12 protein-coding genes are annotated in these 12,945 nt (G+C 65.0%); 1 reads left to right on the forward strand and 11 read right to left on the reverse strand.

What is annotated here, in order from left to right:
• Positions 1–7: 7 nt before the first annotated feature.
• The 10 genes from PGB34_RS05425 to PGB34_RS05470 all read right to left on the reverse strand — a co-directional run bounded on the left by PGB34_RS05425 (position 8) and on the right by PGB34_RS05470 (position 10,668).
• A complete protein-coding gene (locus PGB34_RS05425) occupies positions 8–1,198 on the reverse strand; it encodes an ABC transporter substrate-binding protein (protein ID WP_271427058.1) in 1,191 nt (396 codons plus the stop codon).
• A gap of 60 nt (positions 1,199–1,258) precedes the next feature.
• Positions 1,259–1,867, reverse strand: coding sequence for a 2-hydroxychromene-2-carboxylate isomerase (locus PGB34_RS05430; RefSeq protein ID WP_271427059.1), 609 nt, complete (start codon positions 1,865–1,867; stop codon positions 1,259–1,261).
• A 45-nt stretch (positions 1,868–1,912) separates the two neighbouring features.
• On the reverse strand, positions 1,913–2,635 hold the full coding sequence (locus PGB34_RS05435; protein ID WP_271427060.1) for a glutathione binding-like protein: 723 nt from the start codon (positions 2,633–2,635) through the stop codon (positions 1,913–1,915).
• Positions 2,636–2,782: 147 nt separating this feature from the next.
• Entirely contained in the window at positions 2,783–3,565 is a 783-nt protein-coding gene (locus PGB34_RS05440; RefSeq protein ID WP_271427061.1) for an SDR family NAD(P)-dependent oxidoreductase, read from the reverse strand.
• A gap of 29 nt (positions 3,566–3,594) precedes the next feature.
• A complete protein-coding gene (locus tag PGB34_RS05445) occupies positions 3,595–4,380 on the reverse strand; it encodes an enoyl-CoA hydratase-related protein (protein WP_271427062.1) in 786 nt (261 codons plus the stop codon).
• A gap of 11 nt (positions 4,381–4,391) precedes the next feature.
• Positions 4,392–5,573, reverse strand: coding sequence for a thiolase family protein (locus PGB34_RS05450; protein ID WP_271427063.1), 1,182 nt, complete (start codon positions 5,571–5,573; stop codon positions 4,392–4,394).
• A gap of 27 nt (positions 5,574–5,600) precedes the next feature.
• Positions 5,601–7,268, reverse strand: a complete 1,668-nt coding sequence (locus PGB34_RS05455; protein WP_271427064.1) for a long-chain-fatty-acid--CoA ligase — start codon at positions 7,266–7,268, stop codon at positions 5,601–5,603.
• An 11-nt stretch (positions 7,269–7,279) separates the two neighbouring features.
• On the reverse strand, positions 7,280–8,347 hold the full coding sequence (locus PGB34_RS05460) for a CaiB/BaiF CoA transferase family protein (protein WP_271427065.1): 1,068 nt from the start codon (positions 8,345–8,347) through the stop codon (positions 7,280–7,282).
• Positions 8,344–9,489, reverse strand: a complete 1,146-nt coding sequence (locus PGB34_RS05465; protein WP_016452528.1) for an acyl-CoA dehydrogenase family protein — start codon at positions 9,487–9,489, stop codon at positions 8,344–8,346. Before PGB34_RS05465 ends, PGB34_RS05460 begins: the two co-directional genes overlap by 4 nt.
• A 147-nt stretch (positions 9,490–9,636) precedes the next feature.
• Positions 9,637–10,668, reverse strand: coding sequence for a helix-turn-helix domain-containing protein (locus PGB34_RS05470; RefSeq protein ID WP_271427066.1), 1,032 nt, complete (start codon positions 10,666–10,668; stop codon positions 9,637–9,639).
• A gap of 286 nt (positions 10,669–10,954) precedes the next feature.
• Between PGB34_RS05470 and PGB34_RS05475 the strand changes: the two genes are divergently transcribed.
• Positions 10,955–11,725 (forward strand): SDR family NAD(P)-dependent oxidoreductase, encoded by a 771-nt coding sequence (locus PGB34_RS05475; protein WP_271427067.1) that lies wholly within the window; start codon positions 10,955–10,957, stop codon positions 11,723–11,725.
• Positions 11,726–11,747: 22 nt separating this feature from the next.
• Here PGB34_RS05475 and PGB34_RS05480 read toward each other — a convergent pair whose 3' ends face one another.
• Entirely contained in the window at positions 11,748–12,776 is a 1,029-nt protein-coding gene (locus tag PGB34_RS05480; protein WP_016452525.1) for an AraC family transcriptional regulator, read from the reverse strand.
• Between the last annotated feature and the right edge of the window lie 169 nt (positions 12,777–12,945).

Here is a 12,945-nt window from a genome sequence, read left to right on the forward strand (position 1 = left end):
CGCCCCGTCAGGACGGCATCACCTTCCAGCTCGTGCCGTCGAACTGCTGGATGCGCATGTCCGGTATCGGGTGAGGGCGGGCGTCGCTGGTCTTGACACGCAGGCCCGGCAGCATCATGGGCAAATCCATGTCCAGGCGGCGCGACTGCCGCATGATGTTCTCGCGCGAGAGGTCGTTGCCGCACTGCTTGAGCAACTGCACTGTCACTTGCCCAAGGCAGGCACCGAGCACGGTGAGGTACTCCTTGGCCGCGCCTTTGTTGTATTTGTCCATGAAGGCATGCCAGGCCAGGACACCAGGGTCGTCCTTCCAGGTCGGATCGCTCGGATCCTTGAGGAACGCGGCGCTCATGATGCCCTTGACCTTGTCCAGCCCCACCGGAGTCAGCACCGCGGGCACCGAAGATGCGCTCGGGTTGATGTAGATGGCCGGGCGCCAGCCGATGTCGTGGGTCTTGCGCAGCGACTGGAGGGTGGCTTTGGGCGAACCCCACGCCACCAGCACGTCCGCGCCCGAGGCATGCATGGAGACGATCTGCGAGTCCACCGTCGGATCCGACACCTCATGCGACTCTTCGCTGATGAGCTTCTTCCCGGCGGCAGCCAGAACCTCCTTCACGCCACGCAGCACATCCTTGCCGGCGTCGTCGTTCTGGTAGAACATGGCGATCTTCGCGTTGGGCCGCGTCTGCAGGATGTGCCTGGCCAGGGTGCGCCCTTCGTCGGTGTACAGGGGCAGCCAGCCCATGCTCCAGGGGAACTTAGCCGCATCATCCAGCCACGTGGCGGAGCCGGACGAAACGAAGAGTTGCGGTACTTTGGCGTTGTTGAGATAGCTGCGCGACGCCAGCCCAGTGGACGAGCCTATCTGCGCCGCGAGAAAAGCCACCTGATCGCGCTCCACCAGGCGGCGCGATTGCTCCAGGGTTTTCGGCGGGCTGTAGCCATCGTCGGCCAGCACCAGCTTGAGCTGGCGCCCATTCACGCCGCCCTCGGCGTTGACCAGGTCAAACCATGCAGACATGGTCTTGCCGACGACGCCATAGCCTGCGGCCGGGCCGCTGAGCGGTCCGGTCGAGCCGATCTTGATCTCGCGATCCGTCACGCCCGGGGTGCCCGCGCCCTGCGCGCGGACCAGGCCAGAAACGCCGGTCAGCATGGCGCCGGAAAGCATGGTGATGAATTGTCTTTTTTGCATGGTGTCTCCTGTGGTGGTGGTGAGATGAATGGATGGATGGGTGAACCCTGGCCTGCGGCATCAGGCCGCCTTCCCTTGCAAGCGCAGCACGGCTTCGCGCATCAGCGGCATGCGGTCGTTGCCGAAATACATGTCAGTCTTGTCCACGAAGATGGTCGGTGAGCCAAAGCCGCCGCGCGCGACCACCTCATCGGTGTTGGCCCTGAGCTGGTCTTTGATCGCCTGCTCGCCGATGCCTGCAAAGAATTGGGCGGGCTCGATGCCAACGCGCTGGCACACCTGCGCCAGCACCGCGTCCTGCGAGATGTCCTGGTCGTCGCCCCAATAGGCTTCAAATATGGCGCGGGCAAACGGCGCCATGTCGTTGCCGAGCCAGATGCAGCCGCGCATCGCCTTCACGCTGTTGACGGGAAACACCGTCGGCGGCATCTTGATCGCAAGCCCCGTCGAGCGGGCCCAATCCGCTAGGTCCTTTTTCAGGTAGCGGGCCTTCTGCGGCACCGGCGTCTCGCGCGAGGCATAGACGGTGGGATTGATGGTGTTGAAGATGCCGCCGACCAGGATCGGCCGCCATGTGATCTCAACGTCAAGCTCCTTGGCGAGCGGCTGGATGTTATGAAAGGCGAGATAAGTCCAGGGGCTGGAGCAGTCGAAGAAGAATTCGATCATGGTGTTTCCTGTGTTTTTGGGGCGTCACTGGATTCCGGAATCGCGCTACTCGCGCCCCGGAATGGCGCTCCGTTCCGCCAGCTCCCTGGCCTTGTGGCCGAACATGTTCTTTCTCGCTTCGTCGTCCAGCGGCTCTTGCTCGAATTTGCCGACCGCCAGCCCCGCTTGCACCTGGGGCCGGCCGCGCACGCTGGCGTACCAGCGCTTGAGGTGGGGAAAGTCGTCGAGCGTGAAGCCTTGGGCCTTGTGGGTCATGGTCCAGGGAAAGCAGGCGATGTCGGCGATGCCGTACTCGGTGCCAGCGACATAGGCGCCGGTCTTGCCGAGCTGGGTATCGAGCACGCGATACAGCCGTGCCGCTTCGTCGCGGTAACGCTCGATCGCGTAGGCGATCTTTTCCTGCGCATACAGCGCAAAGTGACCATGCTGGCCGAGCATCGGCCCCAGTCCGCTCACCTGCCACATCACCCATTGCATGGTTTGGGTGAAGCCGCGCAGATCCGTGGGCAGGAAGCGGTTGGTTTTCTGGGCCAGATAGACCAGGATGGCGCCGGTCTCGAACACCGAAAGCGGGCCGCCGCCGTCGAGCGGCGCATGGTCCACTATGGCCGGAATGCGGTTGTTCGGGCTGATCGCCAGAAATTCCGGCTTGAATTGCTCGCCAGCGCGGATGTTGACCGGAGTCACCGTATAGGGAAGTCCGAGTTCCTCCAGCAGGATGGAGATCTTCCAGCCGTTGGGTGTCGGTGCGTAATGCAGGTCAATCATGGCGAATGACGCTCCTGCCGAGCTGCGGATCGACATCACGCCATGACTTGCAGGCACCCGTGGCCGACCCCCTGACATTCCAGGCTCCCGTCGCGTGGCTTTCTCGGGTTGACGACATCATGCGCAGCTCTTCGAGGGTTCAAGGCGTCAGCGCGGCGCCATGCGGAGGGCCCCATCCACGCGGATGGACTCAGCGTTCATGTAGCCGCAAGTGACCAGAAACTCGACGGCCTGCGCGAATTCATCGGGGTCGCCCAAACGCTTGGGAAAGGGCACGCTGGCCGCCAGCGCCTGCTTGACGTTGTCCGGCAGGGCCAGCAGCAAGGGGGTGCCGAAGATCCCCGGCAGGATGGTGTTGACGCGAACGCCTTCGTCCATCAGGTCGCGTGCGATCGGCAAGGTCATGCCCATGACGGCGGCCTTGCTGGCGGCATAGCTGGCCTGGCCGACCTGGCCGTCCACCGCAGCGGCCGAAGCGGTGTTGACCACGACGCCGCGGTCGCCGTCGGCCAGCGGTTCCAGCGCCAGCATGCCCGCCGTCGATTTGGCAATGCAGCGGAACGTGCCCACCAGGTTGATCTGCACGATGCGGTTGAAGCGATCCACCGCACTCGGGCGGATCTCGCCCGTTTTCCGGTCGCGACTGACGGTCTTGACGGCGTCGGCCGTGCCGGCGCAGTTGACCAGAATGCGTTCCTGCCCGATCGCGGCACGGGCTTTGGCGAAGGCCGCGTCCACCTGCTCCTCGGACGTCACGTCCACGTTGCAGTAAACACCGCCAAGCTCGCTGGCCAACGCCTGGCCGACGGCTTCGTTCATGTCGAAGATGGCGACCTTGACGCCATGGCTGGCCAAACGCCGGGCCGTGGCGGCCCCCAGGCCGGAAGCCCCCCCGGTGATGACGGCAGAAATGCCGGAATTGAGTTGCATGGTTTTTCCTTGAAGATGACAGACAGGCGTTATTGGCCGGTGAATTTGGGGGTGCGCTTGCCCAGGAATGCCGCTTGCCCTTCCAGGTTGTCGGCCGAACGCAAAGCGACAACGAAATTGCGCTTCTCATGCTCCAGGCCCTGCGCGAGCGGAGTTTCAAAGCTGGCCAAGGCCGCATCTTTCGCGAGCGCCACGGCCAGCGGCGAATTGGCCGCAATCCGGCTGGCCATCGCCAACGCCGTCGGCAGGGCCTGACCGTCAGCAGTCACTTCGGCGACGATGCCGACGTCGCAGGCCTTGCGGGCGTCGATGAAATCGCCGGTCAGCAGCAGAGCCATCGCCTTGGACTTGCCGATGGCGTGAACCAGGCGCTGGGTGCCGCCGGCACCGGGAATGGCGCCCAGCTTGACTTCCGGCACACCGAACTTGGCGGACTCGCCAGCAACCACGATGTCGCAGGCCAACGCCAGTTCCGTGCCGCCGCCCAGCGCGACCTTTTCCACCGCCGCGATGACGGGCTTGGGGAAGCGCCCCAGCGCCGCAAAAAAGTCCCAGCCCGTTGCCGAGCGGTCGCCCAGCAGCGGCGCAGCGCGCAGCACTTCAAAGGCCGTGATGTCGGCGCCCGCGCAAAACACGCCCTCGGCGCCGGTGATGACGACGGCTCGCACGGCATCGTCGTCGCGCAGTTGCGCCAACTGCGCGCACAGGCCATCGAATACCGCGCGGTTCAGGCTGTTCTTCGCGCGCGGGCGGTTGATGGTCAAGGTGACGATGGCGCCTTCGCGGCCGACGAGCACTTCGCTGGATTCGCTCATGTTGGCCCCGCTCATGCCAGCCGCTCGATGATGGTGGTGTTGGCCGTGCCCGAAGCCTCGCAGATGGTCTGCAGGCCATAGCGGCCGCCCCGGCGCTCCAGCTCGTACAGTAGGTCGGTGAGCATGCGCGCGCCAGTGGAGCCCAGCGGATGGCCGATGGCCATCGAGCCGCCGTTGACGTTTAGGCGGTCGTCCGGGACGCCGAATTCCTGCTGGAACATCAGCGGCACGCCGCCGAAAGCCTCGTTGACTTCGAACAGGTCGATGTCGTTGATGGTCAGGCCCGATTCCTTCAGTGCCTTGCGAGTGGAGTCGAGCACGGCGGTGAACTGGATCACCGGGTCGGCGGCGGCCACGGCGGTGCTGACGAAGCGCGCACGCGGCTTCAGGCCGTGCTGCTTGGCATAGGCGCGGCTGGCGATCAACAGCGCGGCGGCACCATCGCTGACCTGCGACGAGTTGCCGGCGGTGGTGGTGCCGTTGGCGGCAAACACGGCTTTCAGCGTGGCCATCTTCTCGGGGTCGGGGTTGGCGCGCACGCCCTCGTCGGCCGCGACGACCGGGCTGTTCGGGTCGGCCGGGTCCTCGGTCAGATACACCAGCTGATCTTTGATGCGGCCGGCCTGCATCGCCTCGGTGGCGCGCCGATGGCTGCGCACGGCAGAGGCATCCAGGGTCTCGCGCGTAATGCCGAAGCGCGTGTTCAGCAACTCCGACGAAACGCCTTGCGGTATCAGCGGGTTGTCCTGGTAGCGCGCCAGTTCGCGCGGGCTGTATTGCGAACCGAGCGGCGCGCCGGGCTTGAACGACGGCGGCAGCGGCGCCTGCGACATCGACTCCACCCCCCCGCCGATGGCCAACTGGTAGGCGCCCGCCTGAATGCCATGCACGGCAAAACTCACCGCCTGCTGGCCTGAGCCGCATTGCCGATCGACCGTCACCGCCGGCACGGACTCTGGCAGCCCCGCCGCCAACACGGCATGTCGCCCCAGGTTGCCGTGCTGCTGGTCCCACTGCAGCACGCAGCCGACGATCACGTCGTCTAGATCCGCCGGGTTGATGCCGGAGCGCTCGACCAACTGGCGCAACGTCTCGGCCATCAGGTCGACGGGATGCCATTTGTGCAAGCGTCCGCCGCGCTTACCCACGGGGGTGCGCAGCGCACCGACGATAACGGGTTCATGACCATTCATGTTGTTCTCCTGTAGCAAAGGGTTGGCTCACTCGGTGTAGCGGCCCGCGTGCTCGACGCGTATGCGCTTCTTGTCAAGCTTGCCGACGCTGGTCTTGGGGATGGTTTCGACGAACAGGACCTGGTCGGGCAACTGCCACTTGGCGAAAGCGCTGGTCAGGTGTTGCTGCAGTTGTTCCTGGGTCGCCTGCTGGCCGGGCTTCAGCACAACCAGGGCGAGCGGCCGTTCCTGCCACTTCGCATGAGGAATGCCGACAACCGCGGCGTCGCGCACGGCCGGGTGGCCCATGAGCAGGTTTTCCATGTCGATGGAAGAGATCCATTCACCACCGCTCTTGATCACGTCCTTGATGCGGTCGGTGACCTTGAGGTAGCCGTTCTCGTCCACCGTGCCGACATCGCCCGATCGCCACCAGCCGCCCTCCAGGAAGCGATCGCCGGAATCGGGCATGTCGTGGTAACTGGTCGTGATCCAGGGGCCGCGCAGGCAAATCTCGCCGGCCGACTGGCCGTCGTGCGGCAGATCCCGGTCGTTGGCATCGAGGATGCGGATGTCCACGCCGGTCAGGACCAGGCCCTGCTTGCGCTTGAGATTCCACCGCTCGTCCTGAGTCAAGCGCTTCCTCAACGTGGGCTTGAGGCGGTTGACGGTCACCAGCGTCGTGGCTTCGGTGGCGCCGTAGCCGTGCACCACCTCGGCACCTGTGAGTTCGTGGAAGCCGATCATCATCGACAGCGGCGGCTCGCTCGCGCCGGACAGCATGCGCATGCGGCTGAAGTCCGGCTTGACCGGCAGCGTCTCGATGTACTGCAGCATCGGTTGGAAGATGGCCGGTGCGCCGTTGGTGATGGTCACGCCCTCGGCAATCATGGTGTCGACCAGCGGCTTGGTGTCCTCGGCAGCGTAGCGTCCCGGCAGCACGATCTTGTCGGCCAGCAGCGTGGCGGCCTGTGGTAAGCCCCAGCACTGCCCGTGGAACATGGGCGTGATGAGCATGACGCAGTCATCCAGCGTCATGCCCATGTTGGTGGCCATGCCCGTGGAGTGCAGGTAGATGCCGCGGTGCGAGTAGTACACGCCCTTGGGTTTGCCCGTGGTGCCGGTGGTGTAGCAGGCGCTGTAAGCCGAGGTTTCGTCGATCTCGGGCCAGTCGATCTTGGCGTCAGCAGCGGCCAGCAGGTCTTCGTAGTGCAGCAGCGGTTTCAGCGTAGTCTTGATCTGGTCCAGCGGCTTGTCGGTCATCACGATCCAGCCCTTGATCTGGGGCGAGTTCGCTGCGACGGATTCGGCGATCGGCAGCAAGGACTCGTCCACGCAAACGTAGGACACCTTGCTGTGGCCGACCACGTAGCCCAGGTCCTCGGCGCCCAGGCGCAGGTTCATCTGCAGCATGACCGCGCCCAGGCCGGGGATGGACCAGTACAGCTCGAAGTGGCGCCGGCTGTTCCAGTCCAGCACACCGACGCGGTCGCCCGGCTCGACACCGAGCGCGCGCAGCGCATTGGCGCTGCGGCAGACGCGCGCGTAGCAGTCGGCATAGGTGTAGCGATCCCAGCCGCCATCGGGTGTGCGGTAGACGATCTCCTGGTCCCCGTGGGTGCGCGCGGCGTGCCGGATCAGCGTCGTGGTGTTGAGCTGGCGTTCGTTGCCCGTGGTGGACGGGCAGCCGCGGATGGGCTGGGTGGTGCTGGTCATTTTCTGGTCTCCTAAGTAATTGCGTTGAGTGCCTGGAACCGTGGGGCCGGGGCCGCCTCGATGGCGCCGGAGGGGGTGGTCTGGTAGATGCCCCGTGCCGCGTTGTGCGGATGCCGCGCCGCCTCGGCCAGGCTGAGCACGGGCGCGAAGCAGGCGTCGCTGCCTTCGAGCAACGCGCACCAATGCGCCCTGGGTTGGCTGCGGATGAGGGCCGCAATGCGCTCCTTCAGCGCTGGCCACGTCGTCGTGTCGTACTGGTCGGCAGGGTTCACGTCCGTCAGGCCCAGCTTCGACAGCAGCAGTGCGTGGAACGCGGGCTCCACCACCGCGAGGCTGATGAAGCCGCCGTCGGCACAGGCGTACACGTCATAGAACGGCGAATCGTGAAACGGGCTCGGCTTCGTGCCGTCGATCTGTCCATTGGCGCGAATCCAATGCACCAGCGTGCCCATCATGGCCACGATGTCGATGATGGCGGCATCCACGACCCGGCCGCGGCCACTGCCCCTACCGTTACCGCGCGCATCGACCAGCGCGCAGGCGACACCGAAGGCCATGCCCAGCGCCCCGGCCGCGTCCCCGAGCACCGAGGGCGGCACGATGGGCATCTGCCCCTTGCGCGCCGACAGCGACAGCAGGCCCGTCAGCGCCACGTAGTTCAGGTCGTGGCCAGCGGCCCGGGAGAGCGGGCCGTCCTGGCCCCAGCCCGTCATCCGGCCATAGACCAGCTTGGGGTTGCGCGCCGCGCATTCGGCGGGGCCGAACCCCAGCCGTTCCATCACGCCGGGGCGAAAGCCTTCGATCAGAACGTCGGACTGGCCGATCAGATCCAGGGCGCGCGCCTTGCCGCCGGGCGACTTCAGGTCGGTGATCTCGACCGTCTTGCCCCGGTGCAGCGGGTTGGCCGCCGCCCCGCCCAGCGGCTGCGCCCCGGCGGCCTGCTCGGCCCGTGTCAGCGCAATCACCTCGGCACCCATGTCGGCCAGCATCATGGCGGCGAGCGGGCCCGGCCCGATCCCTTCGAACTCCACCACACGGACGCCGTGCAGTGGCTTTTGCAGCGTGTGCGAGGCGTTCACAGCTTCCTCGCAATCAGTTCTTTCATGACCTCGTTCGCGCCGCCGTAGATCTTCTGCACGCGCGAGGTGGTGTACATGCGCGCGATCGGGTATTCGTACATGTAGCCGTAGCCGCCGAACATCTGCAGGCACTCGTCCACCACGCGGCACTGCTGCTCGCTGCACCACCACTTGGCCATGTACGCGGCTTCGGCGTCGAGCTTTCCGTCCAGCAGCCGCTGGATGCAGTCGTTGACGAAGGTGCGCACCACGTGAGCGGTGGTGGCGATCTCGGCCAGCTTGTGGCGCGTGGTCTGCATCTCGAACAGCGGTGCGCCGAAAATCTTGCGCTCCTTCGTGTATTCGACGGTGAGTTCCAGGGCCCGGTCGATGATGGCCGCCGCAGGCACGGCGATGGTCATGCGTTCGTAGGGCAACTGGCCCATCAACTGCTTGAAACCAAGCCCTTCGACGCCCCCCAGGACTTGATCGACCGGCACGCGCACCCCGTCGAAGAAGAGTTCGGCGGTGTCCGACGCATGCAGGCCGATCTTGTCGAGCAGGCGGCCCACGCGGAACCCTGGCAGGTTCTCGGTCTCCACCACGATCAGCGAAAGGCCTCGGCTGCCCGCCTCGCCGGTGCGTGCGACCACAATCAGCAGATTGCAGGTGTAGCCGTTGGTGATGAAGGTCTTGGCACCGTCGATCACGTAGTGGTCGCCATCACGGCGCGCGCGGGTGGCGATGGCCTTGAGGTCCGTCCCGCAGCCGGGTTCGGTCATCGCAATGCCGAGCAGCATCTCGCCGCTGCTCAGCTTGGGCAGCCAGCGCTGCTTCTGCTCCTCGGTGCCGTAGTCCATGATGTAGTGCGCAGCGATGCTGTTCACCTGGACGTTGTTGGGCATTTCCGCTCTGGTCAACTCATCCTGTACCACCAGCTGGTAGGCAATGCTGGCCCCGGTGCCGCCGTAGGCTTCGGGCATTTCGGGCAGCATGAACCCCATCTCGCCGAAGGGCCGCCAGGTCTCGCGCGGGACGTAGCCCTGTTCGCGCCAAGCGGGCAGGTGCGGAGCCATCTCGGCGGCGATGTAGCGGCGCACCTGGTCGCGAAAGGTCTCGATGTCGCTGTCCATCCAGGGTTGACGGTGCAATTGCGGCAGCATGGGAGCGCTCCTCAGAAGGTTTGTACGATGAAGGTTTGAAAACTTGGCCAGCGATGCGGCCCCGGGTCATGCCCGCATACCCACAACGGGGCGGGCGAAGCGTCGAATCTCTGCGTTCTCAGTCTGTCCAGGGCATATGGTCGGCATTCAGCCCGTGCGCGTCTTGCCCGCCAGTGCATGGCAAGTTGACTTTGCGTGTGCAAGGGAAAGCCCGGCTGACTCGACCGGGCCGATGGCGGAGCCGTGAGCAGTCATGCCGCGTGCATCGCTGGGCGACACTCCAAAGCGTTGTTTGAATGCGCGGCAGAAATGGCTGGTGGAGTTGAAGCCCCAGTGAAAGGCGATCGCCGAGACCTGCAGATGCCGGCAGACCGGGTCAACGAGTGTCCGCCAGCACGCTTGCAATCGGCTTTCCAGGATGTGGCCGACCACCGTGGTATCGCCCTGCGCAAACAGCGCATGAAGGTAACGCAGTGAAATACCGTGCGCCGCGGCGATGCGTGCCGGACTCAGGTCATCCTCTTGAAAATGCTGGGCGATGTAGGCAAGTACTCGTTCGCGCAACGCGGCCATGGCCGTGAATCGAGTGGCGCTCTCCGGCTCTGGCAGCGCAATGTCCAGAAGCCCGATCACCGTGCGGCAAAGGGCGACGTGGGCGGAGGGCGGCACGGCGCCGATCTCCTTTGCCAACCCCATCAGGTGTTGGCTGAGCAGTGAGCCCACGCCTGTGTGACTGTCAATGCGGCAGGCTGCGGGCGGCTGCTTGCGGCCCGGTAGATGCTCGCGCATGAGCTGCCAGGGAATCATCAACGACACGCTGTGGGTTCGTTCCAGCACCTCATAGTCTTGCCGCTGATCGGTACGCCAGAGGAACATGTCGCCCTCGCAGATTGGCGTGTCCCACTGCTGCAACTGTACTCGGCCGCTCAGGTTCAGCTGCAGCCCCAGGCAGAACTCATCGTCGAATGACGAATGTCCAGGAGGAGACTGCTCGACGCAAGCACCGGTCACGGTGCATACCAAGGAGGCTCCGGCGAGTTCGTGTCGCCGCAACTTCGCCTGGAATGCAGCAGGCTTCGCCGGGGAGGAAAGACTCCAGCGCTGGAAGGAGTCCTTGAGGATCGCTTCCGTCGCATCTATCCTGCCCTCGATGGGCGCATGGTCGATGGACCAACCCATGGGTGACTGTTGCAGCACTTGTCGTCTCCTGAATCTGCCCCCAGACGCCGCAGCCCATCGGGACCGGAGCGTCGACACCGTGGCGTGCTTTCGTGCGGCGCTCAGGGTACCCAAGGCATACAGGCAATCGTAGGCAGCGGTGCTTGGCGCGGCAATGACGGATGGTCTCGATCAACTGACAAGGCACCTCTTTCGACGGATGGGGGAGCGAGGCAACCCCGCAGCCGAGCGGCCCTGCGCTAACCTCCCGGCATCGACGGCGAACTGAAGATGCAAGGAGACGATGATGGATCTGGGTGCAATGCTGGCAGGCAAGCGGGTGCTGGTCACGGGGGCCTCGTCGGGCCTGGGCGAGAACTTCGCTCGGCTGGCTGCTGATTGCAAGGCCAAGGTAGTGATTGGGGCGCGGCGCAAGGCGCGGCTCGACAAACTCGCCCAGGAACTCGAAAAGCTCGGTTCGCCTCAGGTCACGGTGCTGGAAATGGATGTGGCTTCCGAGCAGTCCATCGACGACGCCTTCGCCGAGATAGACGCCTCGGGCACCATCCTCGACGTGGTGGTTAACAACGCCGGGGCTTCCAACGACGCCTTGTCGCTCACGCTGCCTGCGTCCGACTTCGACTCGCTGATGGAGACCAACGTGCGCGGCGTGTGGCTGGTGGCCGCGCGTGCCGCGCAGCGCTGGGTGGATGCGGGGCGGGGAGGCTCAGTCATCAACATCGCATCGATCCTGGGCGAACGCGTGATGCCGGGCGCCATGCTGTATGCCACGTCCAAGGCTGCAGTCGTGCACATGACCAAGAGCCTGGCGCTCGAATGGGCGCGCCACGGCATTCGCGTCAATGCCATCGAGCCGGGCTACATCGACACCGAGATGACCGATGCCATGTGGGATACCGACCATGGCAAGGCGCTTATCAAGCGCATCCCGATGCGCCGCCTGGGTAAGCCGGAGGAGCTCAACGGTCTGTTCCTGCTGTTCGCGACCGAGGCCGGGTCGTGGATGACCGGCGCCTGCGTGCCAGTGGATGGCGGGCATCTGTGCTCGTCGCTTTGAGTGCGACCGCGTCGAAGCAGCGCTACGTTTTTTGGGTGCGCGAACGATAGACGCCTGGCGTGCTGCCGGTCCATGACTTGAAGGCCCGCTGGAAGGCGGTGCCGTCGGCGAACCCCAACTCGGCGGCGATGGCGCTCAGCGCGGCATCGGTGCTGGTCAACCGAACGATCGCCATGTCGCGCCGTAACTCGTCCTTCAGCACCTGAAAGGACTTGCCCTCCACGGCCAGATGCCGCTGCAGTGCGCTGACCGACATGTGCAAGCGCTGCGCGGCGACAGTCAGATCGGGCCACTCCGGGCACGCTTGCTGCAATAGCGCGCGCACCCGCGCGCTGGCTGTCCGCTCGATTAGACGCGGGCCGATCAGGTTGCCCGGTGTGGCACGCAAAAAGGTCTGGAGCGCGGCGGTGTCACGGCGCATCGGCTGCGTGAATGCGGATGCCTCGAACCAGACCGCCGACCGCGCCTGCCCGAACCGCAACGTGCCCGAGAAGATTTGGGCATAGTCTGCGGCACGCGGCGGTGGCTCGAAGGCAAAATCGAGCCCTCTGGGCACCAGTCGGCCGCCGTGCAGCCATACCAGCAGACGCCAGAAAACGCGCAACAGCAGCCCGTGCAGGAAGTCTGAATGTTTGCCCAGAGCGTGGCGCACGTCCAGAGCAGCACCCTTGAGCAAGCCATCAGAGACGGGCACAAGCGCCACGTCGTCCTGCAGCAGGGCGAAGGATGCACTCACGCGCTGCAAGGCGGCTGCCAGCGTCTTGGCCCCGAGCGTAGAGCGAGCCATCAGCGCAAAGCTGCCGCAGCGCAACGGCCGACCGTGTAGATGGCCTAGGCATTCGTCGTCCAAGCTGTTCTTCACGGCACTGAAGAGTGCGATGTATTGCTCTATGGTCACACGCGACTGCTCCAGATGCAGCAGCGACTCGGCGATGCGGGCCTGCGCCAGAACGCCATCCAGCCAGGACTCGGTGGCCAGTCCTTTGCTGCGCGCGCCGTCGAGCAGGCCATGCACGGCAAAAACAGGAACAGTGACGACGGGTTTCAACATGGTCAAAGGGAGCAACGATAGCTGGCGCTGAATCCGAAATTACACCAAGAAAACGGCCCGCTAACGATGTAGCGTCCGGCTGCGGTCAACCGGATTTTGCCTTGTGCATACAAAGTCAACTCGCCATGCACTGGCGGGCAAGACGCGTATGTGCCGAGTGCCCAGAATA

The sequence above is a fragment of the Xenophilus arseniciresistens genome, from assembly GCF_028023875.1.
GTDB lineage: Bacteria > Pseudomonadota > Gammaproteobacteria > Burkholderiales > Burkholderiaceae_C > Xenophilus > Xenophilus arseniciresistens.

Bases quoted from the DNA above. Each gene is read 5' to 3' on its own strand.
- PGB34_RS05430 (WP_271427059.1), bottom strand. From the start codon at position 1,867: ATGATCGAATTCTTCTTCGACTGCTCCAGCCCCTGGACTTATCTCGCC.
- PGB34_RS05425 (WP_271427058.1), bottom strand. From the start codon at position 1,198: ATGCAAAAAAGACAATTCATCACCATGCTTTCCGGCGCCATGCTGACC.
- PGB34_RS05480 (WP_016452525.1), bottom strand. From the start codon at position 12,776: ATGTTGAAACCCGTCGTCACTGTTCCTGTTTTTGCCGTGCATGGCCTG.
- PGB34_RS05470 (WP_271427066.1), bottom strand. From the start codon at position 10,668: ATGGGTTGGTCCATCGACCATGCGCCCATCGAGGGCAGGATAGATGCG.
- PGB34_RS05440 (WP_271427061.1), bottom strand. From the start codon at position 3,565: ATGCAACTCAATTCCGGCATTTCTGCCGTCATCACCGGGGGGGCTTCC.
- PGB34_RS05455 (WP_271427064.1), bottom strand. From the start codon at position 7,268: ATGACCAGCACCACCCAGCCCATCCGCGGCTGCCCGTCCACCACGGGC.
- PGB34_RS05435 (WP_271427060.1), bottom strand. From the start codon at position 2,635: ATGATTGACCTGCATTACGCACCGACACCCAACGGCTGGAAGATCTCC.
- PGB34_RS05445 (WP_271427062.1), bottom strand. From the start codon at position 4,380: ATGAGCGAATCCAGCGAAGTGCTCGTCGGCCGCGAAGGCGCCATCGTC.
- PGB34_RS05450 (WP_271427063.1), bottom strand. From the start codon at position 5,573: ATGAATGGTCATGAACCCGTTATCGTCGGTGCGCTGCGCACCCCCGTG.
- PGB34_RS05465 (WP_016452528.1), bottom strand. From the start codon at position 9,489: ATGCTGCCGCAATTGCACCGTCAACCCTGGATGGACAGCGACATCGAG.
- PGB34_RS05475 (WP_271427067.1), top strand. From the start codon at position 10,955: ATGGATCTGGGTGCAATGCTGGCAGGCAAGCGGGTGCTGGTCACGGGG.